12 protein-coding genes are annotated in these 26,041 nt (G+C 46.3%); 6 read left to right on the top strand and 6 right to left on the bottom strand.

Features of this window, described 5'->3' with window-relative positions; all coding sequences use genetic code 11:
• Nucleotides 1-13: 13 nt before the first annotated feature.
• From N483_RS24840 to N483_RS24855, 4 genes are read right to left on the bottom strand one after another with little or no spacing between them, the layout of a single operon-like run.
• A complete protein-coding gene (locus tag N483_RS24840) occupies nt 14-1,255 on the bottom strand; it encodes a beta-ketoacyl synthase N-terminal-like domain-containing protein (protein ID WP_023402313.1) in 1,242 nt (413 codons plus the stop codon).
• Nucleotides 1,233-1,499 carry a phosphopantetheine-binding protein gene (locus N483_RS24845; protein ID WP_023402314.1) on the bottom strand — a complete coding sequence of 89 codons (267 nt, stop codon included), beginning with the start codon at nt 1,497-1,499 and terminating at the stop codon, nt 1,233-1,235. The genes N483_RS24840 and N483_RS24845 overlap by 23 nt, the downstream gene beginning before the upstream one ends.
• Nucleotides 1,496-10,576, bottom strand: coding sequence for an SDR family NAD(P)-dependent oxidoreductase (locus N483_RS24850; protein ID WP_023402315.1), 9,081 nt, complete (start codon nt 10,574-10,576; stop codon nt 1,496-1,498). The genes N483_RS24845 and N483_RS24850 overlap by 4 nt, the downstream gene beginning before the upstream one ends.
• Before the next feature lie 3 nt (nt 10,577-10,579).
• A complete protein-coding gene (locus N483_RS24855) occupies nt 10,580-11,704 on the bottom strand; it encodes a MupA/Atu3671 family FMN-dependent luciferase-like monooxygenase (protein ID WP_023402316.1) in 1,125 nt (374 codons plus the stop codon).
• Nucleotides 11,705-12,310: 606 nt separating this feature from the next.
• On the opposite strand from N483_RS24855, the gene ileS reads away from it, so the two are divergent.
• The 6 genes from ileS to N483_RS24885 all read left to right on the top strand — a co-directional run bounded on the left by ileS (nt 12,311) and on the right by N483_RS24885 (nt 21,055).
• Nucleotides 12,311-15,457: an isoleucine--tRNA ligase gene (ileS, locus tag N483_RS24860; protein ID WP_023402317.1), complete on the top strand. Its 3,147-nt coding sequence runs from the start codon at nt 12,311-12,313 to the stop codon at nt 15,455-15,457.
• A 445-nt stretch (nt 15,458-15,902) separates the two neighbouring features.
• Nucleotides 15,903-17,303 carry an ANL family adenylate-forming protein gene (locus N483_RS24865; RefSeq protein ID WP_023402318.1) on the top strand — a complete coding sequence of 467 codons (1,401 nt, stop codon included), beginning with the start codon at nt 15,903-15,905 and terminating at the stop codon, nt 17,301-17,303.
• Nucleotides 17,293-18,018 (top strand): SDR family NAD(P)-dependent oxidoreductase, encoded by a 726-nt coding sequence (locus N483_RS24870; protein WP_023402319.1) that lies wholly within the window; start codon nt 17,293-17,295, stop codon nt 18,016-18,018. The genes N483_RS24865 and N483_RS24870 overlap by 11 nt, the downstream gene beginning before the upstream one ends.
• A complete protein-coding gene (locus tag N483_RS24875; protein ID WP_023402320.1) occupies nt 18,012-18,347 on the top strand; it encodes a phosphopantetheine-binding protein in 336 nt (111 codons plus the stop codon). The genes N483_RS24870 and N483_RS24875 overlap by 7 nt, the downstream gene beginning before the upstream one ends.
• A gap of 132 nt (nt 18,348-18,479) precedes the next feature.
• Nucleotides 18,480-20,729, top strand: coding sequence for a beta-ketoacyl synthase N-terminal-like domain-containing protein (locus N483_RS24880; RefSeq protein ID WP_023402321.1), 2,250 nt, complete (start codon nt 18,480-18,482; stop codon nt 20,727-20,729).
• Between the two features lie 47 nt (nt 20,730-20,776).
• Nucleotides 20,777-21,055, top strand: a complete 279-nt coding sequence (locus N483_RS24885; RefSeq protein WP_023402322.1) for an acyl carrier protein — start codon at nt 20,777-20,779, stop codon at nt 21,053-21,055.
• Nucleotides 21,056-22,496: 1,441 nt separating this feature from the next.
• On the opposite strand, the gene N483_RS24890 is transcribed toward N483_RS24885, so the two are convergent.
• Together N483_RS24890 and N483_RS24895 are read right to left on the bottom strand one after the other, a co-directional pair.
• Nucleotides 22,497-23,561, bottom strand: a complete 1,065-nt coding sequence (locus N483_RS24890; RefSeq protein WP_023402274.1) for a ParB family protein — start codon at nt 23,559-23,561, stop codon at nt 22,497-22,499.
• Nucleotides 23,562-24,767 carry a ParA family protein gene (locus N483_RS24895; RefSeq protein WP_023402275.1) on the bottom strand — a complete coding sequence of 402 codons (1,206 nt, stop codon included), beginning with the start codon at nt 24,765-24,767 and terminating at the stop codon, nt 23,562-23,564. It abuts the gene before it with no gap.
• Between the last annotated feature and the right edge of the window lie 1,274 nt (nt 24,768-26,041).

The following is a 26,041-nucleotide window of genomic DNA, read 5'->3' on the forward strand; positions in this document are numbered from 1 at the left end:
TACTCAACTATTGTCAAGGCTTAGTGATACACAGCGCGGTGTTTACCCCACCAAACCCGTAACTCAAACTCAGCGCTTGTTTGATGTTGGTTTCATGCCTTGTTGTCGTCACCCAATCAAAATCTGCTTGTATGGGGTTTTCTAAATTTAAGCTGGGATGTAAAAAGCCCTGTTCCATCTGGATCAAGGTCGCGATGATTTCAAGGCACCCAGCTGCGCTCAGAGCATGACCAAATAGAGACTTGGTCGCGTTCAAAGGCACACTGCGCAGTCCGGTTTTGGCCAAGGCTTGCAACTCGGTCTCATCCCCTAGCACCGAACCACTGCCATGGGGATTGACATAATCAATGTCTGAGGCCGTCATCGCTGAATTGTGCAATGCCTGTTGGATCACGGCTATTTCCCCAGCCAAAGAGGGATCTGGATTGCGATTTCCATCCATCACCACAGCGCACCCAGGTATAGCAGCGCGCAGATGAGCCCCTCTTTGCAACGCGTGTTGATGACGCTCAAGCACTAATACGCCACAACCCTCACCATAAATAAAGCCATCTCGTTGTTGGTCAAAAGGCCGACAAGCCAAAGTAGGGGCATCGCAAAAGCGGCTGCTTCCCATAGCACCCAGTGAGGAAAATGCATGACATTCCCAGTAGGATAAATCCATCAGAGCCCCAACCACAACGCATACATCCAGTGCCCCACTTGTCACCGCTTTTGCCGCTTCAATCACCGCCAGTTGTCCACTGGCGGAGGCACCGCCGAGCGAAAAAGCACTGCCGCGTATGTTAAATAGCTCAGTGCAGATCCCACAGATGTCTGAGTCCATAAAATTTAATGCATAGCTGGGCTGAATAAAATACGGTGCATTTTTACGCTTGTCACGCAAATTATTTAAGTGTCGCTGCTGTACATTACTGCCACCGACAATCAGGCCTATTTTTTCAGGCTCAACAGTATCTAATTTGGCGTCTGTCCACGCCTGCTGCAGCGCAGCCAACGCCGCCTGTGCACTCAGTGAAAAAGTGCTCAGATTATGGGCTTCAAACTGCTTAGGCATCGCCAGTGGCGCAAGCTCTGCACCAATAAATGACTCGTCAAAACAGCGCCCCTCTCGGGTCATATATGAAAACCCCGAAGTGCCTTTTTTCAGTGCCTGAGAGATGGCTGTAATGTCTTGCCCGATCGCAGTCACGGCGCCCATGCCGGTGATCAGCGCAGGCGCATTGCGCATATTAGCGGCGATTGAGTCTGTCATGTAAGAGATCTATCAGTTCATCCAAATTGGTCGCCGACATGGTGTCAGTCATCGGTATTCTGAGTGACAATGCCGCCAAAATATCCACGATAATTTCAACCCGCTCCATCGAGTTCACACCCAAAGCGGCTAAGCTATCGCCCTGCTTAAACGTATGATCTTGCAAAGAGGGGACTAGCTGACGAATACAATCTAACACCACTGTTTGTACCTGACTTCTTTCGACATTGACTGCGATATTCATAGTACTTCTTCCATCTGTTTATGTTCTTTATGTTGACCGGACACACCTAAGTGTGCGCCTTGTGTCGCCTCATCACTGCGCTGCGCAGCTTGTAAGGCTTGGATTATTTCCTGTGCTTGTTGCATCCCTTTGTTCTCTAACTGGCTTTGAATATACCTAGAAAAACTTTCCAACGTGTTGTGTTCATAGACAATATCGGCGTTCAAACTGAGCTGCATGGTCTGATTGATCACCTTGATCCACTCCATCCCGGTAATTGAATCCAGTCCTAAATCTGCAAATCGAGTCGCCGCTTTGATTTCCTGCTCAGCCATCATCAGAACCGTTGCCAACGACGTGCGCAAAAAGTCTAACGAGGTGTACTCACTCGGCGCTTGCAATGACACTGTAGAGTCAAGCTGCGCAACATCATCCGTCGATGTCTGTGGCTCAGCAAACAGCGAAGTCAGATACTGAGAAAACGCTGCTGGCGTCGGGTGCTCATATACCGCATTTGCCTCAATGTGCGTGCCAAAATGGCCATTAATGGCGCGGATCCATTCAACCCCAACAATCGAGTCTAAGCCCAAGTCAACAAAGCGAGACTGCACGCGAATATCCCCCGCATCGAGCAACAAAGCATTTGCTAAGGTGGCGATAACGGTCGTGATCACCGCCTCATCATCAACCGTTTCAACCGTTTCAACCGTTTCTTCTAGTGCAGGTGTGGCTTGTTCGGTTTCCCTCACTTTGGGCTGCACTACCAATGTCTCGCCAGACTCACTTTGCTGCAAGTGCGCATGCAACTGATTGATGCTGGGGTACTCATGTACCCGCTCGACTGCCAACGCCAAATTGTACTGCGCATTGATGGCACGTACCCACTCTACACCAACGATGGAGTCTAAGCCAATATTTGAAAACGGCGTATTGTCGGATATTTCATCCTCGTTCATCATTAACGCCTTGGCCAAACTCGCTCGTAAAAAGTCCTTACTGAAAGTATCTGCACCTTCGCTGGCATCAGTTTTAGACATTTCACTCGCTGTCACCGCCTCTCCTGACAAGTCATGCTGAGGTGCCGAGGTTGCTACCCTTTCACCTGCCTGAGCAGGTGTTGGCAAAGTGACTTTTTTCACCGCAAACATGTGCGGATCGACCAATTGTATCTTACCCGATTTGCGCTCCTGCGGTGCTGGCAACACAGCAGGGGTGTGTGATAGGGCATTCACCAGCTGAGCACGTAACGCTTCATCGCTGGCTGGTTTCCAGTAACGTTTTGCCGCAAATGGGTAAGTCGGTAAACTGATTTTTATCGGGCTCTGGTGGCGATATAAAGCATGCCACTGAATGTCACCCCCTCGCAACCAGGCACTGACAAGCTCTTTACAACGTATATCTTTTTGCGCTTCATCGGAGCGCTTAATGGTACTTAAAAAGCTTGGGTCTAGTGACGGAGACTGCGCTTGATTATCGTCAACAACCCCAGTGCATACCGCGCTACTCAACCAGTTTTCAGTTTCCCCTGACACACTGTCAGCTGCCAAGAATAGCTCCAATCCTATGTATATCTCCGCCAAGTCGCCAGCCATGCATGCCAATCGGTAGTCAAATGTTTCGCGACCCGTTTGCAAGGTATACGCAATGCGCTGTACATCGTCTTGAGACAACTGCTCGCGCCTTAGGTGATGTAGTAAATTATTGGCCATCTCTTTGAGCTGCTCGTGACTTCTGGCAGATAGCGTGATCACTTGAACGTGCGCGCTTTGGTTCCCGTGTAACCTGGCCTGTTTAGGGGCCTCTTGGACAATAAGATGGGCATTTGAGCCCCCAGCACCAAACGATGACACTCCAGCAATACGCGGGGCATCATCACGACTTGGCCATGGCGCCAGCTGTTGCTGCACAATAAATGGGGACTGCGCAAACTCAATTTTGGGGTTTATCTGTTCACTGTGTAATGAAGGCACGAGTTGCTGATGCTTCATTTGCAGCAGCACCTTGGTCAGGCCCGCAATGCCCGCCGCACTTTCGCAGTGGCCAATATTGGACTTCACAGAACCAATTGCGCAGACATTGCCCTTGCTGTCAGCGGCTGAAAACGCTTTATTCAAAGCGGCCACTTCAATGGGATCTCCCAACGAAGTCCCCGTCCCATGTGCCTCCAAATAGCTGATCTCTTGAGGTCTAACCTTGGCTTGTGCCAATGCCCGAGTGATCACTGTCTGCTGAGCTGCGGGGCTAGGAACAGAGTAGCCATAGGTTCTGCCACCATGATTGACCGCACTGCCTTTGATCACCCCGTAAATATTGTCGCCATCTTGCAGTGCTTCACGCAATGGTTTGAGTAGTACTGCTCCCACACCTTCACTGGGTACAAATCCGTCCGCTTCAGCGCTGAAGGTTTTACAGCGACCAGTTTGCGATGCAAACCCGCCATATCCCAGCATCAAGTATTTTGCAGGATGAATAGACACATTGACGCCGCCAGCGATGGCAGCTTTACACTCACCGCTGAGTAAGCTTTGACAAGCTAAGTGAATACTGGTCAGTGACGAAGCACACATGGTATCAATGGCCAAACTCGGACCGTGAAAGTCACAAAAGTAGGATACGCGATTGGCAATAGATGACGGGCTCATAGACAATACCATAGGCTGGCCTAACATGGTTTCCTGCGCGCCATACAATTGATATTCCTGATATGTCACCCCAACATACACACCGACCGCGCCGGGCGACCCATCGAGTGCGGTGTTTTGTGCCAACGACGCCCGGGTATAGCCAGCGTCTTCAATCGCTTCATAGGCAGTTTGTAAAAACAGCCTCTCCTGTGGTTCGATGATTTCAGCTTCGCGAGGTGAAATATTAAAGAAACTCGGATCAAACTTATCTACGCCGTCAATAAAGCCGCCCCACTTCGCATATGTCTTACCAGGTTTACCTTTTTCCGCATCATAATAATGACTATGAGACCAGCGGCTGATTGGCACCTCGGTGATGCAATCTTGACCCCCTGCCAACACCTGCCAAAACGCGTGCAGTGAATTTGCTTGAGGGTAGCGTCCTGATATACCGATGATGGCAATATCCATGTCCTGTGCATCGCGGCTTTGATCCAGGCAAGCGCTGGCGACGAGCTCTTTTTGCGCTTCTATCGGTTCAGGTGAACTGGTTGTAGCGGGGATATCACTCGAACTGGGCTGTGTCGTCAGGTGCGCCTCAAGTTGAGTGCGGTGTGCAGCCAACATGTATTCAGCCAACTGCGCGATTGTATGATATTCAAAAAACAGGGTTTTTGGCAGTGCCCCATACACAGACTCCAGCTTATTGGTCAGCTTGGTCACCACCAAAGAGTCTATGCCCAGTTCATCAAAGCCAGTATCCTGATCGAGCTTTTCCTTTGCATACCCTGTCACTTGCGAGATCAGCGCAGTCAACTGTTCATATACTGACGCCAATAGGGCGTCATCATCGGTGGATAATAAGGGATCAGTGTGCCCTTGCACCACCGTTTTGCCCGCCCAGGAGTCGCTGTACGCATCGAGTAACTCTTGTAATGTACGATAGGCGTTGGCGGTGTCTAAGCTAAAATCATGATCAAAATGCTGATTTAGCTGATTGATAATGGTATGCAACTCTACGATACCAAAGCCTTGCTCATCCAGCTCAACATGCAGGTCAATGGCACTTTGTGCCACACCGACAACCACAGCGGCAGCGGCGGTAAATCGCGACATGAGTTCACGCTGCACTTGGTCAATATTCGGCGGTGTGGTGTTGGCTGGCTTTGCGATAGACTTGGCCGCGCCAATAGAGCGAGAGAAATGATGTTCAAGTTTTGCCGTATCGCCAGCAATGGCTATGGTGCGGGTACGCGTTTGGCGCATCACTTGATACAGCGCGGATAATCCCACATCGCGCTCAATAGGCTGCATACCTGACATGTCGTACAGTGCTGTGAGAATATCATCGGATACTTGCATCCCGCCATCACGCCACAACCCCCAGCCGATAGCACAACTTTGACCAAAACACAGACCCTGTTCAACGCGTTGTTGTCGCTGCTGCGCATACAGATCCATAAAGGCATTGGCAGCCGCATAATCTCCCTGCCCAACATTACCAACCATGGAAACCGCTGAAGAGAACAGCACAAAGTGCTCAAGTTCTATCTCTTCACACGCTTGTCCCAAGTGCCATGCACCATAGGTTTTTGGCGCGAGGACTCGTCGTATGCTTTGTGCATCTTTATTGCGCAGCAGACCATCTTGAATAACCCCTGCACAGTGTAGTACCGCATTGATCCCACCATGCTCACGCACGGTATTCTGAACCAAGGTTGTCACTGCGTCGAGCGCGGTCAGATCCACTGCCTCATAGTGCACCGTTGCCCCCATCTCTTGCAAACGGGAGAGTTGATTTTCTCTGTGCGCATCCAAAGGCCGCTGGCCCGTTAAAATCAAGATAGGCGCCTGCACTTTTTGCGCAATATCGCACGCACACAAATACCCCAGCTGGCCCAATCCTCCCGTGATCAAATACACCCCTTGATCGCGCCATGGATGAGGCACAGACACAGTGTCAATCACGTCCAGAGCGCATGCCATTAATTGTGATGCCTCGACTTTGAACCAGTGACAATGCGTTTGAAGTTTCGCCTGTTCAAGCAATTTAAATACCTGCTCTTGGGGCAAGTTCACGGGCAACTCAATAAGTTGCCCTGTGACGTTATCGTTTTCCAAAGAGTACGTTTTTAACAGTGCCGACATCGCTGGCAGGGTTGACTGTAAGTTGGACTCTTGGGGGACCACAACTTGCAAAATCTGATGTGACGCGCACTTTGAACGCATAATGACTTCAAATCGCGCCGTCAATTGAATGCAAAATTGCGTAAAGCTGGTAGCAGGATGTGCCGTCGAACTAGACAAGTGGACAATCCCCTCCCGTGCCGACAAGGCTGGATAATCGCACAATACAATATGTTGCTCTATGTCTTCGTCCAATAGTTCACTGTGCGTCTCATCCAGTGCCCGCCAACTTGGCGCCATCAGCAACATCCCCGCTTTACTGTGTGTTGTCGAGGATGCCAAAGCACCATGGCCATGGGCCGTTACGGGCACAAGCATCGGCGCTTTTGGGATATCAATCTGGGCAAAAGGATAACCGGGTAAACTGACACGCTGATATTGCGCGGGCTTGCTAGGGTGCCAATCGATTTCCCCCCCTTGAGTCCACAACTCAGCGATATATTGAAACTTTCTCTCTGCGAGCCAATGCCTTACCAGCTGTTGGGCTGAGGACTCCTGAAACAGTGCCTCAACGCCCCGACTTTTATCTACTTTACCTTGCCACAGCTGCGCACATACCGTGCCCTGCTTAAATGCTTTGAGCATATCGAGTAAGGCTTCTAACGAGTCAACTTCACACGCCATGCGATATGGCATGGCTTCTCTGCCTGCTTGCAAGGTATAGGTCATATTGGCCAGTGATAAGGATGGCTGCTCAGTCAAAAAGTCGATGTATTTATCCACATAGCGCGCCAGTCCCGACTCGCTTTTTGCAGACAAGACAAATAAATAAGATGACTCAAGCGTACTGCTATGTGCACCAGTAGGCGCCTCTTCAACCACAATATGTGCGTTGCTGCCGCCGGCACCAAACGACGATACCCCTGCGCGCCGCTTCGCGTTGCGCTCTGTCGTATCCAGCTGCCAATCAGTCAGCGAGTGCTGTAACTTGAACGCTGAGGCTGCAAAATCAATGTGTGGGTTTGGTTGCTCAGCATTTAAGGTCGGCGCGAGCTTTTTATGCTGCATTTGCAATAATACTTTTGTTAGCCCTGCAATACCCGCAGCCGCTTCAAGGTGGCCAATATTGGTTTTGACCGACCCTAGCGCGCAGAATTGTTGTGCCGATGTATCCGCTTTGTAGGCCTCATCTAAGCCCTTAAACTCTACCGGATCCCCCAGTAGAGTCCCGGTGCCATGCGCTTCAACATAGTTGATATCCGCAGCACAAAGCTCGGCTCTAGACAGAGCAGTACGAATAAGGTTTTGCTGCGCTAACGGGCTCGGTACGGTGTAACCGTTGACCTTGCCACCGTGGTTTGTTGCTGTGCCGCGGATCACCCCATAAATGTGATCACCATCAGCAATGGCTTTGGCCAAGGGCTTTAACAACACCGCTCCCACCCCTTCACCGGGCACAAACCCGTTTGCCTGCGCGCCAAACGCACTTAACGTACCGTCTTTGGACAGCACATTGAGTCTGGTGAACTCGGCAAATGTAGAGGGGTGAGTATAGGCATTCACCCCCCCAGCAACAGCCACATCACACTCACCGGCATAGAGGTGCAAGCAAGCTTCGTGAATGGCCGACAAAGACGACGAGCACGCGGTATCGACAGGCATGCTGGGGCCGCAAAAATTGAACCGGTAAGAGATCCGATTGGCCGCTGAAAAATAAGAGTCTTTATAATTGTCAAATCCAGCTTTTGAGATCCCAACAAAGACGCCGACCGTATCGCGTTCCAAGGTCTTAGTGGTGTATCCGGCATCTTCAATAACATGCCAAGCACACTGCATAAAGAGCCGCTCTTTGGGGCTCATATAAGCAGCTTCAAAAGGCGGTAAATTGAAAAACTCATTGTCGAAATAATTGAGTCCATCTAAAAAACCGCCCCACTTTGCCGCCGATTGAAAGCTATCACCTTCACCATCAGCTTGTGCGTCAAAGTACGCTGCTATGGGCCAGCGTTCATTGGGGATCTCGCGAATGCTGCTTTTACCAGCAGCCAGATTTTGCCAAAACTCAAACACATTGTCCGCATCTGGATATTGCCCAGCAAGCCCGATAATGGCAATGGGTTGTCTCGTGAACGACCGCTTACTCGCGGTGAATTTCCGGCGTGCACTCGAACCGCTCGTTGACTGCTGAAAATGCCGTTTACAATGGTCAATCAACTTGGCGGGAGTCGTTGCTTCAAACAACACCGCCGGATCTATCTGAGTGGCTAATTTCGCACTCAATGCTTTTGACACCCGAGATACCAATAGGGAGTCAAACCCCATATCGCTAAATTCCCGCTCAAGGTCAATGTCCCGCTCTGAAACGCGCAAATGTTCAGCCAGGATTGAAATCAATATCTCAGTAATACGATGTTCATCAGCGCCCGCCGGTACAGGCTCTAAATCCATGTGCATCGCGGTATCGTGCGCCGGTGACGCTATATCAGGTGCTATCCAATAGCTTGTTAGGTTAAATTGTGTGCCAGGTAAGTGCACGCGCTGACGCCCTTCAGGCGATATTTCAGGCCACTCACACTGGCCGGTTTCTAACCATTGTGCCGCAATCGGTTGGGCCCGCTCACTAAGCGCTTGGCTTTGCCCATGTTCAAATACATCTGAATTCGCTCGCGCCTGTAGTACATCTTCGATCTGCTGCAGTAGCTGCTCCCTCGATGACGCCAAAAAGATGCAGCGATAGTCGTGGCTGTCTCGGCCATGTCGCAATGTAAATGCCAGACGTGAAAGTGGGTATGCGTACTGACGTAATACTGCGTGTAGCGCAGAGAGTTGGGCAGTGAAACACGCTTTATTCAGTGCTGACACCGGCAGCGCCCAAACTTGCTCACCTTCGGGCTCCCCCTTAACACTCGGCTCAGACACCTGATCTAGACCTTCAATTAACACGTGGGCATTATTGCCACCCGCCCCATACGCATGGATCCCCGCCAGTCGATTGCGCGACGTCTTCGGCCACGGTATGGTGTCTGTTGCCAATTGACAGACACTGTGCTTGGGGTCAATATCCGCACTGATCTGCTCAATTCCGAGTATCTTGTGTATTTTTTCGCTTTGCAAACTATGAATGACTTTGAACAAAGCCCCCAACGAAGACGCTGAGTGCATATGACCGATCATGGGTTTTAAAGTGCTCACTTTGCACTGCGCCGGGCGCAATGCCACTCCCTGTTGCTGCGCCAGATTATTAAGTGCAAGGTTAAATGCATCCCACTCGCAAATATCGGCAACCGGATTGCCCATGCCCTGAGCTTCTATATAGTCGACCTCTCGCGGATCTATGTTGGCCTTGGCGTAACATGCTTGGATCAGAGATGCATGTGCGTTGGTATTGGGTGCAGCAATGGATGCCGAACGATTGCCGTTATAATTTACCGCTGAATTTTTGATCACAGCATAAATAGCGTCCCCATCTTTGCGCGCACGGGAATAAGGTTTAAGTAAAATACTGGCGACCCCTTCCGCTCGTAAATAGCCGTCGGCATCTTCACCAAATGATTTCACTGTCGGTGTTGGACTCATCTGTTGCGATTGCGACAATTTCACGAAGGTATCTGGTCGCAGCAATAAATTAGCCGCCCCAACTATGGCCTGCTCAATCTCCCCCGCGCGCAGTGCAACTACAGCTCTGTGTATCGCCACAGCAGCACCGGAGCACATTGTATTGACTACTTCACTGGGACCCGAAAAATCGAAGTAGTATGAGATATTATTGGCAATCATACTGTCCGATTGATGTAGACTCTCTCCCGTATCATAGCCCGACTCAATCAGGTTCAATAAATACTCATTGCGTTCAAAACCAACAAAGACCCCGGTATTTGAGCCTTTCAGTGCTTGCGGACAATAGCCTGCATTTTCCAAGGTGTTATACACCGACATCAGTAACAAACGTTGCTGGGGATCCATGCGCTCTGCATCATCGGGTAATAACTTAAAAAAGTGTGGGTCAAAGCTTTGGATATCGGGAATAAATCCCCCCCAACGACACCGCATTTTATCGGACTGAACCTCTCCATCTTGTGCTTCATCAGCATATAAACGCCAGTCAAAGCGCGATTGAGGGATTTCCTCGATCAGTGACTCATCCTTATCTAAATGCTGCCAAAACTCGGCTACTGATTGGCAGCCAGGTAAATACCCTTCCAGCCCGACAATGGCGATAGGTTCTAGTTCTGAGGAGTTGCTATTTCCTTCGTCGGCACCTTCTTTGTTGGCGGATTGAGCGGTGTGTTTTGTCGCGTATTCACGCATCAAATCCTTGATCGCCAGTCGCTGTTTTTCAATATCCAAAACTTATTTCACTCCTGTATATGCTGCTACGAGCTGCTCCAAATGGGGTAAAGAGTCCTTTACTGATGCGTAATCCACGCCAAAGTCCATTAAGCACGCAATTTCATTCACGCCGATGTCCTGCGCCTGTTTGACGATCCGCTTGCCATCTTCAACGGTGCCGAACAATGCACCGGTCTTAAAATATCGCTGAAAAGCATACTCCAAAATACTGTCTTTATCTTGCTCACCAAATTCAGCAGCGCCCTTTTTCTGCAACGAGTCACTGGCCAAGTGGGCTTCCATTGAACTGCGAATATATGCTTTGAATGGGCTTTCCACTGCGCGCTTTACTTGCGAGATGGAATCCCCAATCAAGGTGTGTAGCATCAGTGTGACCACCCCCGTCTCAGGGTCAAAACCGGCTCGTTTTCTCGCCGCCCGATAAATGCTGATTTTTCGCTCCATGGAGGCAAGATCAACGCCGTAAAGCATGGTAAATACATTGTGACCACTCGCACCTGCCTGCTCAAACCCCTTGTCATTTTGAGCGACTAACATCCACACATTCAACGACTTTTGAATTGGCCTTGGGTAGACTTTGGTCGCATAATAAGCGTTATCAGGCCCCTCAAACTCAACACTTTCCCCTGCCCACAGTTGTTTAACGATGGCGATCTGCTCCGTCATTTTCTCGCGGCGGTCATCATAGTTATGCGGGGCATAAATAAAGTCCGGTTTATTCCACCCAGAACCAAACCCCAAATCAACACGCCCATTGGACAAAATATCATTCATCGCCCACCACTCCACCACTTCTGCTGGGTGGTGCAGTGGCAAGCTCACACCCGCAGTTCGAAAGCGGATATGTTTTGTTTGTGGGATAAGGTAAGCAGCCATGACCGCAGAGTTAGGAAAAATCGCACCAAACTCGTGGAAGTGGCGTTCAGGCAAGTAAACCGCGGTGAACTTAGACTGATCTGCAAACTGCGTCAGCGCGGTGATAAAGTCGTATTTCTCTGAGCTGGTAATGTCTTTGCGGATGTCTGAGAAAAACATCATGCTAAATGCCATTTCTCCAGCCGGCTTGGGATCTGACTTCACAGGTGAAAAGTCAGTATCTATACCTAACAGTGCTTGTATCGTCATCAATAATTTTATCCTTAAATTATTCCAGCCCAAAACGACTGCGCTTCAGCACCCTATGTATCGTTACACATAAATTTTATAGCGTTGCACATGCGGCAAACACCCTGGCACTGACAATGTGATGTTGTAGAAATCGTATTTGAATCATTTTTGATTATGCAAAATTTTCCCACACAATCCAACCATTGTTCGTTGGCAAAATCAGCTTAGGAATTTTTACACGTATTTTTTGTTTCGCTCACCCCATTTTGTCTCATGCGTGAGACAAATCTTTAATTGCAATTAAGGAAATAATCTCTGTGCAATTAATCACCCGCCCCACGGACCATGTCATAACTGCGCCAAGTAGTTTAAACACACAATAAATACAATAGGTTAAACAGTTAAATTGATAACATATTTAGGCTCAGATATACAAGGGTTTTACTGTGAGTGAACACCCAATGGTGCTCGGCGCCAGTAAAAACACACGCAGAACCAATCATTCTCTTGGAAAATAATCCCATAAGTACCGTAAGCCTTTTACGTTGTTGAATTTATGGTATGATGAAATATCAGCTTATCGCTACAGCATAATGAACTCTAATTAAAGGTTACTTTGGCAGAATGAACGGCAATACTCTCGATACAGATCAGAATACATTTTCCTTTGTTGATGCGGAACGAAAAGTCCTTGATTTTTGGGAAAAACAGGATATTTTCCAAAAATCTCTTCGTCAAACAGCCAACAATCCACCCTATGCATTTTACGATGGACCTCCATTTGCAACTGGTAAACCACACCATGGGCACCTGCTGGCATCCACCATTAAAGATATTATCCCTCGCTACTTTACGATGAAAGGTTATTATGTCCAACGCCGTTTTGGCTGGGATTGTCATGGCCTACCGATTGAACATGAAACCGATAAAACCTTGGGCATGTCAGCCAAAGAGGCCGTTGAGACCTTAGGGATCAAAGCATACAATGATGAGTGTCGAGGTATCGTTCAACGCTATACCAAAGAGTGGCGCTCTACCGTTACACGTATTGGCCGCTGGGTCGATTTTGATAATGATTACAGAACCATGGAACCTTGGTACATGGAGTCTGTATGGTGGGTGTTCAAACAACTTTGGGAAAAAGACCTTATCACCCAAGGCGTCAAGGTTGTACCGTTCTCTACCACTTTGGGCACCGTTTTATCTAACTTCGAAGCGGGTTCTAACTACAAAGATGTGCAAGATCCTGCACTTGAAGTGTTATTCAAATTAGAAGACGAAGACTGCTATATCGCAGCGTGGACCACCACACCTTGGACATTACCTTCTAACTTGGGGTTATGTGTAAAAGCCGACGCCGACTACATAAAAGTGTTAGATGAAGATAAAGATATCCACTTTATTATTGCCAAAGCGCGCCTTGAAGCCATAGGTAAAGGGAAAAACTTAACCGTAGTGCAAGAATTTACAGGCGCGGAATTGGTCGGAAAACGCTATGAGCCGCTATTTGATTATTTCAAAGAATTAAAGAATGAAGGCGCATTTGTTGTCCTTGCAGACGATTATGTCACCATGGACAGTGGTACGGGTATCGTACATATCGCACCAGCATTTGGTGAAGACGATAACCGCGTTATGAAAGAGGCAAATATTCAGGCCGTTGTGTGTCCTTTGAATATGGTTGGCGAGTTTACCGAAGAAGTGACGGACTTTAGCGGTATGCACGTCAAAGAAGCGGATAAAAAAATCATTCGCCACTTAAAAGAAACCGGTCACCTCTACAGCCACACCACCATAGTGCACAGCTACCCGTTCTGCCCGCGCTCTGACACGCCGATCATCTATCGTTCTATTCCATCATGGTATGTCAAAGTAGAACAAATGCGCGACAAACTCGTGGCATTGAACCAACAGATCAACTGGGTTCCTGAGTATATTAAAGAAGGCCGAATGGGTAACTGGTTGGCAGGCGCCATTGACTGGGCTGTCTCGCGAAACAGATACTGGGGAACACCCATCCCGCTGTGGCGCAACGACGTAACTGGCAACTATTTGTGTATTGGTTCCATAGAAGAATTGGAGCACTATTCAGGGATCCGTGTCGATGACTTGCACCGTGACTACGTCGATGATATTTCTTTCAGTGTGGCGGGTGAAGAAGGCACTTATCAGCGGATTGAGGAAGTGCTAGATTGTTGGTTTGAGTCAGGCGCTATGCCGTATGCTCAGCTCCACTACCCGTTCGAAAATCAGTCGCTTTTCGAGTCTAGTTTTCCGGCTGAATTCATTGCCGAGGGATTGGATCAAACACGCGGTTGGTTCTATACCCTATTGGTATTAAGCCAGGCTTTACACGACAAGCCCGCATTTAAGAACGTCATTGTTAATGGCATCGTGATGGCAGAAGATGGCAAAAAAATGTCGAAGCGCTTGCGCAACTACACCCAGCCAGATGACATCATGGAAGAGTTTGGTGCCGATGCACTGCGGTTATATTTAATCAACTCAGGTTTGGTAAAAGGCGAACCACAACACTTTTCAAACGAAGGTGTGAAACTGACTGTTCGTCGTGCCATGCTACCTTGGTGGAATGCCTTTAAATTCCTGAAAACTTATATAGAGATCGATGGTTGGAAACCGTCAAATACCGCGCACACAATCACCAATCCGTTGGATCATTGGATACTGTCAAAGCTGCAAACATTGAAGTTAAAGGTCACCACGGAGATCGAAAACTATCAGCTATACAACGTTATTCCAGTGTTGTTTGAGTTTATTGAGCAATTGACTAACTGGTATATCCGCCTTAATCGCTCACGTTTTTGGGCTGAAACACTGACGGAAGACAAGGTGTGTGCATATCAGACGCTGTACACTTGTATCTACGAGTTAAGCTTGGCCATGGCCCCGTTTGCACCATTCTTGTCTGAGCATATCTATCAAGAAATGCTTGCCCTGCAAGAAAAAGAGGAGCAACCAGAGTCAGTGCACTTATGTACTTATCCAACCGTGGATGAAGCACTCATTCAACCAGAGCTTGAAGATGCACTCGCGCTATTGCAAAACGTCGTACTGCTAGGTCGTCAAAAACGTAATAAAGAGCGGATCAAGACCAAAATCCCTCTAATGAGCCTAACCGTGATCCACCGCGATACAGGTCTACTTCAAGAGATCAAGAAGCTAGAGTCTTACTTGCAATCTGAGCTGAATGTAAAATCAGTCGTCTACCGTGAAGATGAAGACACCTTCATCAATTTCTACGCCAAGCCAAACTCACCTTTGCTGGGCAAGAAGTTGGGCAAATCATTTAAGCAATATAAAACGCTTATTGAGGCACTCACTGGTGAGCAACTACGCCAACTAGAGAAAGACGGCAGCATTGAACTTGAAGGCATGCGCTTCGACAAAGAAGAAATCCTCACTTTCCGTGAGCCAAAAGAAGGCTCAGAAGTCATTTCGGATAGTTATATTTCCATTGAACTGGACTGTAAACTAAACGAGGAATTATTGGCTGAAGGTCTGGCCCGCGAAATCGTTAACCGTGTTCAGAAAACACGTAAGCAGTTAGACTTTAAGATCGAGGACCGTATTCATGTCGAATATGCATGTGATGACGCACTCGATGCGGCTATCGCTGCACATACAGAGACCATCTCATCGGAGACATTGGCATTGAGCTTTGAAAAGCGCGATATTGCATCGGATGACACGGTTGCGCGTTATGATGTAGAAGGCCATACGCTATTGCTGAAGTTGAATAAAGCGACATAATCTAGCGTTGCCAAGGCGTGCACAGTCACACTTTACGTGCCTGTGCACACTGCTTATTAGGCCAATAAACAGACAATTTTCTGCAAACATACGCCAACCTTCCCCTTTCACCTTGTGACTCAATACATGCTTTACATGTTATTTATCAATGTTTACAATGTTTTTCATCATTCAATTACACGGCTGAAAATACGCCGTCGGTGTGCTGTTTGTCATACATCAGAAAATCACCACACCCTGAGTGCCTAGACAAATAATAATTTAAGATCCCTTTAAACTGGGCGGTATTTCTGCGCTTATAATTCCATAAGCATCGCCTGTGTTTTGAGGTCACTTGATGCTGATCCCCTATCACCTTGTAGGCTTCCCGCCGTTCTATCAAGGATGTGTCGTCACGCGTGGCGATCGGCGTAATAGCACCTGTTTATGTCAGTGGCAATAAGCTATGACGATTTATGAGCAACTTAAAAAGGAAGCTAACCTAGTGGATAGAACATGGATTTTGGATCGTGTAAAACAGTTCGGTGATACCCTCGCGGTTGTGGCAGAAGAAAAACACATTACCTTTGACGCCATTGCCCAAAGTACTCACAACTGGCTGATCAACGAGTCGATCACAGAGCACAGTGTCGTTGTCATCAATGGCGTATTTAACGCAACAACATTAGGGTTGATGCTCTGTGCTTATATCAAGCAGTGTACAATCGCTCCCTTATTCAATAGCGAGGCTACACACCTAGACACGATCATTAACACGGTTCATCCAGATTTACTGTGCGACACACGCGACGACACCATGTGCTGCAGCGCACTAGCCCCCGTTGCAACCACTAGGCCTGCGTTATTAAAGCAACTGGACACATTGGGAGAGTCCGGATTGATCTTATACAGCTCTGGCAGCACAGGTACACCCAAAGCAATTTTACTCAGCTTGGACAAGCTTTTGCAGCGTTATCAAGTTCGCAAAGACCACCCCACTTCCACCATCGCAGGTTTTTTATTTTTCGATCATATTGGTGGCTTTGATGTCCTAATGCAATGTTTAATGACTGGGTGCGCCTTGGTCAGTATGACCGAACGCACCCCCGAAGCGGTATGTCAGGCCATTGAAAGGCACCGCATCAATGTATTACCCACTACGCCGACTTTTCTTAACATGGTATTGATCAACCGCAGCCATCAACGCGCAGATCTGAGTTCGCTTACTGTGATCGCATATGGCTCAGAAGTCATGCCACAGGCAACACTCGACTTGCTGCAACAAGCATTGCCACAAGTCGCACTAAAACAGACATATGGTATGAGCGAGCTGGGCGTACTCCCCACGGAGTCGAAGGCAGGTAACTCGCTATGGCTAAAAATAAAAAAAACCGACTATAAGGTGCAAGATGGCGTGCTGTGGGTCAAATCGCCAACAGCCATGCTTGGTTACCTCAACCAAGATAACCCCGCAATGAGTGACGGGTGGCTGTGTACTGGAGATTTGGTGGAACAACAAGGAGAGTATATACGCATTTTGGGGCGCCAAAGTACGGTGATAAATGTGGCGGGTGAAAAGGTGTTTCCAGCCGAAATTGAAGCCTTCTTATTACAAATTCCATTTGTAAAGAATTCATCCGTATGGGGGAAAAAGAGCCCGATCACCGGAAAAATTGTCGCCGCGACAATTTACACTGATGAAGAGGTCGATCCGAAGCAAGCAAAAAAACACATTTTAGATATCTGTAAGCGAACCTTAGCCCCCTACAAAATTCCAAGACACTTCGAATTTGTAAATGAGCAGTATCATAGCGAAAGGTTTAAAAAAATCAATAAGATACAAGGAACACAAACCAGTGGAAAATAAAAAGGGTACAATTGTGATCAGCGGTGGGAGCCGAGGATTGGGGTTCGAAATCGCATCCCAATTTTTGCAGCAAGGATATTCCGTTGCAACATTTTCAAGAGGCAGTACTGAGCACGTTACAGCACTTGCAGATGATCCGCGCTTTTTTTGGCAATCGGTTGACGGCAGTGACTATCAGGCTCTGACCGAATTTCTCAAACAAGCCCAGCAGCGACTCGGCAATATTGTCGGCCTAGTCAATAATGCCGCCATTGGAGCGGATGGCGTGCTCAGCACAATGCGTACGTCTGACATTGACCGGGCGCTGGATGTCAACCTCAAAGCACAGATCTACCTGTCAAAATTAGTGTCTAAGAAACTCCTGCAAAACCGCGACGGGTTTATCATTAATATCTCTTCTATCATGGGCGTAAGAGGTTTACCAGGTGTGTCTATTTACAGTGCCACAAAAGCGGCCATGGATGGCATGACAAGAAGCTTAGCGAAAGAGCTCGGCAGAAAAGGGATCCGTGTCAACTCTGTCTCTCCGGGCTATTTTGCCAGTGACATGGTGAAAGATCTGTCAGATGACATTTTAGGTAAAATTGAGCGCCGTACGCCGCTTGGGCGCTTAGGTACACAGAGTGAGATTGCCAAGTTGGTGCTGTTTTTAGCAACTGAGGGGCACTTTATCACCGGACAAAACATCGTCATAGATGGAGGTTTTACATGTTAGACGCACAACAAGTTAAAAATGAAGTATTGGACAATATTATCCAAGAAGTGGCCACGATACTGTCTGAAAAGTCGCAGCCGATCACCCAGCTGGAAAGCGCCACGGCATTTTCTGAATTGTCATTAACGTCTCTGGATCTGGCCGAGCTGATCAGCAATCTAGAAGCGCGCTATGAAGTTGACCCATTCGAGGAATTGGTTGCCATCACCAGTGTCGTTACCATAGATGATCTCGCTGCCGCCTATACACTGGGCTTGTCAGGCCAATCAGAGGAGACACATGACGCCCTCAGCGAAGAGCTAAAAGCCATAAAGAATCAAACACGGTAATCGAGCTAGACACAGACATACAAGATCATAGCGACACACAGGTCATATACACCCTCACTTTGGTGCTCGCTATGATATTTCAGCTGTTCATATCTAGCGTGACTCAGATATATAAACGTAGAAGTAAAATACATGATGGCTACAGATGATATAGCAATTGTCGGGCTCGCTTGCCGATTTCCAGAAGCGAGTTCTCCGACCCAGTTTTGGCAGAACTTAGCACAAGGACGGGAGTCCATAGCAAGATTATCCGACGCGCAATTACGTAACGCAGGGGTCAGTGACAGCGAATTCGGGCAACCCAGTTACGTCAATGCATATACCCCCCTTGCCGATGTCGACAAGTTTGATGCGCGCTTTTTTGGCATCCCTGCTGCAGAAGCAAAATTAATGGATCCACAGCAGCGGACCTTGCTCGAAATTATCTATCATGCTTTGGAGGATGCCGGTGCTTTGCAAACGGCTCAACAGAGTGAAACAGGTGTCTATGCAACTGGCGGCGGGATCACACGTAGCTATCTATATCAAGAAGCGGCAAAGCATTTTAAGGGCAATAGTGATACCGGCAGCTTGTTACAGTTACTCAACGACAAAGATTTTCTTGCAACGCGGGTATCCTACAAACTAAATTTACAAGGCCCTAGCCTCTCCGTGCAAACAGCCTGTTCAAGCTCCATGGTTGCGGTTCACTTGGCTAGAAGTGCGTTACTGAGCGGAGAAATCGATATCGGGATCGCTGCGGCCAGTTGTATCAGATTGCCGCAAGAGCGGGGCTATAATGCGGCTGAAAGCATGATCTACTCACCAACAGGTCGCTGTAGAACATTTTCTGACGACGCCGATGGCACCATTTTTGGCAGTGGCTCAGGCGCCGTGGTGCTCAAGCGTTATCAAGACGCACTGGCTGATGGCGACCATATTTATGCGCTGATCAAGTCAACCGCCGTCAATAATGATGGGGCAGGAAAGTTTGGCTTTACCGCTTCCAGTGTGCCAGGTCAAGCCAAGGCCATGGTTAAAGCTATCGCACTGGCGGGGATCAGTGCAGACCAACTCAGTTATATTGAATGCCATGGCACCGCGACAAAAATAGGCGACCCACTGGAGATCCGTTCGCTCGAAAAAGCATTTTCATTGGATACCGATAAAAAGCAATTTTGTCATATCGGTAGCGTGAAACCGAATATTGGTCATTTGGAGCAGGCAGCTGGACTGGCCAGCCTCATCAAACTTGCGCTGATGATAAAACATCGTCGACTGGTGCCCACCATTAATTTTCGCGCCCCCAACCCTAAATTAAAACTGCCGCAATCCCCTTTTAAAATGGCACTCGACTATGAAATGTGGGAACCTGAACAGCAGCGACGTTACGCCGGGCTGAACTGTTTGGGTGTGGGCGGCACCAATGTCTTTGCAATTCTCAGCGATCTTCCCACAACTGATGCGGCGATATCCAATGACAGTGACGTAACAGAGCCGGCACAAGATGTGCTGTGTTTATCAGCCAAAACGAAAACGCAGCTCGTCGAATACATCGAGAGTATCGCAAAAGACGACCCCCCCTTGCCCCTGTGCGCCCTTGCCTACAACATCAACATAAGTCGTGCACATTTACCAATACGAATTACAGTGGTGATCAACCGGGATATGAGCATAGCGCAGTGGCGCGAGCAAGCCTTGGCCAAAATCAACGCGAACAGCGAACAGCGCAGCACGACATTTGATAAACCAAGCCAGTATATATGTAACCCCTCAGAATTCGCTCACCCCAGCCAATTGGCTGCACTCACCGCTGACATGCGCTGCCAACATTTTACCATTGCCTATCAACGCTGGATGGACTCTGAAGCGCTCACAAAGATAAATGCCTCCACGGCCCCCTTTGCGCAGCAATTCGCTCAATTGTTTGCATTTGAACTGGCATTGTATGAGCAGTTAAAACATTGGGGAGTGAAGATGGCATCGTTTCTTGGTGAGGGGATCGGTCGATATGCCCAACTGTTGTTGGAAGGCGTCCCTTTACAACACTGGCTCAGTACGCTGGAAAAAGAGCTACACATACATCACAGTAATTTGAACCACACACAAGCCCGTTGCTTTTCCCAGATGGGTGAAGTAGCCATTGAGCAAGCGGTCCACCTAGCAAGTGAAGGCCCGATAATATATCGCAATCGCCCTGTAAACAACACCACAGAATATGTATATGTCTGTGACAGCGAGCAATTTACCCCCACCGACCTGTGGTCCCTGCTTGCAACTATTGTCGACAAAGGCGCGCAAGTTAACTGGCAAAACTACTACCCTCTCAAGGCTTTTGAAAAACACACTTTACCCAACTACCCATTTGAGAAAAAACGCTATTGGTTGGTTGATGAAGACTAACATTGCTACACCTAGATTAATAACAGATACAAGGAGCATGAAATAACATGAGTAACGCAGCAACATCTACAGCAAGAACATTGGTGATTGGCTTTATTGAAGAAATGAATCGCTCATCACTACGTGGAGATGAGATCCACAATGACTTTGAGCTAAAAGATAAACTCAATATCGATTCATTGAACAAGCTCATTTTACTTACCCGAGTTACAGAGCACTTAGGTATCGAGTTTGGTACAGCAGATAAAACCATTAATGATTTCACCACAGTCAACGATCTGATCTCATTTGTTGAGTCACACACCACAGCGCTAGAAGAGTCGTAACTGTTTCACCCTCGCTTTATCACGGCAGCTGGGATCACACAGGCGCTTTTGCCCTTTCTGGCTGCTACTCCATACCTGGCACCGCAATATCGTACGGGTGTATCAATCATCATCGCACATTGTGGTTTTATACATCGCCAAACGACACGATGCAGATAAGCCTGTTATATGCGTATCTGCAAAGTATTAGTCACCAGACGTCTCTCTTCTGTGCTCCCTTGCCGTATTGCCACCTTAAGCCAACTTTTTTAATCATATACGTCACCTCACCCCCTTTGATTGTGGCATACGCTGTGTTTGTTGATTTGGCCCAGTTTATCTATAGAGCGACTCAACATAACCCTTGCAGATCTCGCCGAGCTAGGATTTTCAAAAGCACCATCATTGTTTACCTATTTCTAGGGCATACAGCTGAACTCAAGGGGAGATTAGTGTGTAGGCATTTTCGGCTCCCCAGTCCTTCGGGCACTTTTTCCAGCTAGCGGTAACCGCTCTGTCATCAATATCAGTCAACTTTAAAAATATGAGCGAGTTCGTTCATACAGTACTAGGTGACTACTCAGTTATTAATGACTTAAAAAAGTGTACTTTTGGACACTCGCGCGAACACCAAGCTCAGTACAAATGAGCAGGGATTATTGGCCTTGGCACACTTTAAACGAGGGTATGCACGTATTGATAAGGCTCGATCTCTAAAGTATCAAAACATAGGGGCCTTGAGCGGTCGGGTTGAGTTCAGGTTTCAGAATATCCGCTTCATCTGCACATTACCACCATACACCTTTAATCGAAAAAGTCCTGCTAAGCGCGGTATAGCAACAAAAGTTCGAATATATTTCCCTATTTAGTGCCATCTATCCGACAAGGGGGGAGGGGACACGCTTGCGATCCCATACGCAAACCAAGGTATGACAATAAAAAACTAAAACACACCTCCTTCAATACAGAAACAGGCATACCTAAGAACTTGAAGCGCGATTTGAAAATGTCGGTACAATAAAACCTTCGCCAGATTCCCTCAGTGCTTTAAAAACTAAGAGCATATTGTTGCTCAAGCTTATGAAGCTTGGAACGACTTGTTTTCGTTTGCAGACTGCGTCACAAAAATATGTAGTCGAGATTGACCCGAGCCGTTAAGTAAAATGGAGGAGTGGAGTTTCAATACCTACGAGCCGTCCAGATAATAGTACCGTACTCAAAGTGTCGGTGTTTTAACAGCTTCATGTCGGGTTACAATTAAAAGTAAACGGGGGTTCGCGCAACAACGGCATTTGCAACAGAGCCCAAATAAAGCAACTCAGAAAGATAAATTGCGTTTAATTTTTGGCGAATTCAGTTTGAATAATTTGCTAACAGGTTGGCGAATTCAACTTGAATAAACTGATTTAATAATTTAAATCAAGGGGTTAAAAACCCCTTATTTGATTATGCAAGACGAATATTAATCTTGATAATGCTGCGCTAAAATTGCTTGCACAGAAGATTCAATCTCTTTCAATACATCTTTTTTGATCCGACCAAACTCAAATGACACTGCGCGATTCGACTCTTTTTTCCTCGCGAACATGTCTTTTGACTCAAAGCTTCTCAGAGTCGAAGTCACCACAGCGGGCTTATTGGGGCGCTCTGAGCTCAAACTTGCTTTAAGGGTTTGGCTGATAATTTCTTTATGCTCATGTACCTCGACGCCATCAAGTTGCACAGCCAACACTTCCTGAATACGAGTAATTTCATCGTTCAAGGTATCCTGATATCTTTTCATCACTTTAAAGAGCAGATCATAATCAGCGATGGATAGCTCCCCAGCGATAGGGTAGAGCTGGATCAGTCGAATATCTACACTGGCCGCTTTCAATGCTCGGCTGATCTTGGCTTGACTACAATTATGCAATTTAGCCAATTCTGCTTGCTTTAGTGCAGGGTTGTGTTTTTGCATCGCCAGACACTGTTGTCCAATCTCAAATAAATTATGCTCTTTTGCGGACTGCAACTGTTTTGCTAAATTTTTCGCATCCTCTAAAGCTAATTCGTCCCGTGTGACCAGCACGCGATATCCATCATGTTTGTGAAATAAAAACCAGGCTCGTCTTCTTGAACCATCGAGTATTTCGATCTTTCCGTTATTGTATCTAGCAACAGCCGGGTGGAACTGCTGATAGGTAAGTGAATCCAAATCAGCAACAGACTCCTCATTTAACAGCGCTTGTTCACGACCATTTATATCGAAGTTAACTTCTGTATCATTTTTTAACTGTGTATGATCGAGCACCATTTCCGTGAAGCTCGCTTCTTTTCCCGATGCCAGCTGCCAATGACTTGTTTTACCAATCGACTCAACCCCAAAGTGTTGCTTAAGATACTCAGTGACATCTTCACCGGATATTTCAATTTGCGATGATAGCTGCTTAAACAAATTAGGAATGCGAGATTTTGCATCTCGTTTTTCAGCTTCGTGTGAACCGAATGTATTGCCCAGAGGGTTGATCTCGCCACGTCTTTTGGCCATTTACTGATTCTCTCTTTGTTGTTGTGACCAAACGAAATGAATATCTCGCATGATCTGGCTAGTTACCTCAAATGCATTTTGCTGTGCGTTTTGGAATGAAGATTTTGCTTTTGGATATTCACTTTTAGACATATCAAATACGGTACTGAGTAAGGCTGATGATTGCCTAATCGCTTCACTGTGTTTAAATTCTTTCGAATAGATACGCTGCTCAAAATATTGCGTCAATTGGTTCATCAACTCAGTGGTGGTTGCGCTGTCTCTATGATTCGTCAATAAGATTTTCATGAAATCATATCCACTGTGGCCTTCATTGAGGAGCAGCGACCAAATTTTTGGAATGTAACTAAAATAGGAACACGTTGCATCAATATCGTTTTGTGTTACTGACAGTGGAAATATCACGCTTGAGGCTGCGTAGTAGGCATTATATGTTGAATAGCCTAAAGAGGGTGGGGTATCCACAATAATGATGTCAAACTCGCTCTCAACCGCTTGTATGATGTTATCTAATAAGGTGTATGGTGAAGAAAGTGCTTTATTGAACACCTGTTCGTGAAACCAGCCTTCTAATGCTCTGTCATATTGTGATGCTGGTAGGATCCTTAAATTGGGAATGGTGGTTGGCAAAAACGCATCGGAGATCGCGCTTTGTAATGTTTCCCTTTCATCTAACTCAAAGTTCTCCATCATCAAATCGCCCACAGAAAGACACCCTTGTTGAATGGCTTCAGTAGCATAATACATAGACAATGTTGATTGTCCATCCATGTCGATCAGACCCACTCGATATTCTTGAGGAAACTCTGTTGCAATCCCTGAAGCAATTGTTGCTGCTGAGACAGTTTTTCCAACTCCCCCTTTTTGGTTTTGGATCACGATTACTTGCACTTTTTGGTGCTCTGAACGAACAAACTTGGCTTCTTTGCGCAATTCTTCTGGCAATTGATCTCTGATCAAATAAATTTCTTCCAAATTTACCGACCATACAGCATCGTCATGTCTACGTGGATCAATATTTGTTTTAGAGACATATTTATCTAAAGTTTTACTATTGATTGCCAAATAAGCCGATGCTTCAGCACGGGTGAAATTTCTCTGTTCTTTTTTATTGTTGATCAACAATCGCTGATTTCGTCTTTTAATGAGCCCATCAGCACTGTCTTTAAGTGCCAGAAACGCATGGGTTGTTTGTTCAGAATCCATAATAATTCCCTTGATATTTTAAATTATACTATACACCTTAAAAAAGAGCTTACAAACAAAAAAATGATGTATTGGCTAATAATAAAGCCTCTTCTCGCTATTCAATACCTGTACCATGGTTTCTATCATTTGATAGAAAAGCACATTTAACTTAGAGTTATAACAGCTAAGGGTAATTAATAAGGTTAGTATTGGTTAATATATAGGTATAAAGGCTAGTGTCCTATTAAACCTTATAAGTATTTGACTATATTTAATTTTATTAATTTTCTCAGATCTATTTTCCTATATGTATAGATCGAATTTACTCCATGTTTTAGATCATGATTACTACATGTTAATAGCGTGCCAATATATTTAACTACAGCTTATTCACAAATATATGCACATTTTTGGCCGTGAGATCAGAATTACTCGCAGTTCTTCCGCTTGGTTATCCACATCGCTTCTATATTAAGGAAGGTATCTTCCATAAAATCATATAGAAGATCTGATCTCCTTGTTGATCAGATCGGATCTACTAGCAGTGTAGAGCATCTTATCCACATGTATAGGCTAGGCTTTTTATCTCGCTGTACTTATATAGATCAAGATTCCTCTATGTTTTTCCCAGCCACGAGTATCCATGAATCGATTTGTCGCCATATTAATGAGATCAGATTTACTCTATGTTTAGACGATAATATTATCATTTTTCTTTCAAAATTGGTTAATTATTGTGTAACAGAGCACAATTCCTCTATGTTCAATAAACGACATTGGATCTACATCTATATCAAAGAGAAACTGAAGTGGGCTTTTTGAAAAGTCTGATAATGACAATATGCCACTTTATTCAATTGGATATTGATGCCGAATACTCACCTCAGATCACATTTACTCTATGTTTGTATGGTTATTAACTAGATTTTAAAATTAAATAAGTAACTAAAATTCAATTGGTTAGGTTTTTTTAGGGGGGATTCAGAACATAATTCCTCTATGTTTTAAATCCTGAAGAGAAATCCAATATCAGTTTAACTATTTCAATAAGTTCAATTGATTATGGGGTTACAATGCAATATGGGATCATATTTCCTCTATGTTTAATCCATTTTGAAAGTGATGAACTTCTTTTTATTATGCAATTTAGTTGTATATATGAAAGGTGTTATGCAATGCAGATCAAGATTCCTTTATGTTTCGTGGCGCTCCGAAATAAGAAGTAGGGCTTTATATTCAATAAGTTATATACATTTAAATCTTGCAGATCTCATTTCCTCCATGTTGAGTGC

It is taken from the genome of Pseudoalteromonas luteoviolacea NCIMB 1944 (assembly GCF_001625565.1).
GTDB lineage: Bacteria > Pseudomonadota > Gammaproteobacteria > Enterobacterales > Alteromonadaceae > Pseudoalteromonas > Pseudoalteromonas luteoviolacea_F.

Coding starts and splice junctions, on each gene's coding strand:
- N483_RS24865 (WP_023402318.1), top strand. CDS start 15,903: ATGACGATTTATGAGCAACTTAAAAAGGAAGCTAACCTAGTGGATAGA.
- N483_RS24845 (WP_023402314.1), bottom strand. CDS start 1,499: ATGAATATCGCAGTCAATGTCGAAAGAAGTCAGGTACAAACAGTGGTG.
- N483_RS24890 (WP_023402274.1), bottom strand. CDS start 23,561: ATGGCCAAAAGACGTGGCGAGATCAACCCTCTGGGCAATACATTCGGT.
- N483_RS24840 (WP_023402313.1), bottom strand. CDS start 1,255: ATGACAGACTCAATCGCCGCTAATATGCGCAATGCGCCTGCGCTGATC.
- N483_RS24885 (WP_023402322.1), top strand. CDS start 20,777: ATGAGTAACGCAGCAACATCTACAGCAAGAACATTGGTGATTGGCTTT.
- N483_RS24855 (WP_023402316.1), bottom strand. CDS start 11,704: ATGACGATACAAGCACTGTTAGGTATAGATACTGACTTTTCACCTGTG.
- N483_RS24880 (WP_023402321.1), top strand. CDS start 18,480: ATGATGGCTACAGATGATATAGCAATTGTCGGGCTCGCTTGCCGATTT.
- ileS (WP_023402317.1), top strand. CDS start 12,311: ATGAACGGCAATACTCTCGATACAGATCAGAATACATTTTCCTTTGTT.
- N483_RS24875 (WP_023402320.1), top strand. CDS start 18,012: ATGTTAGACGCACAACAAGTTAAAAATGAAGTATTGGACAATATTATC.
- N483_RS24895 (WP_023402275.1), bottom strand. CDS start 24,767: ATGGATTCTGAACAAACAACCCATGCGTTTCTGGCACTTAAAGACAGT.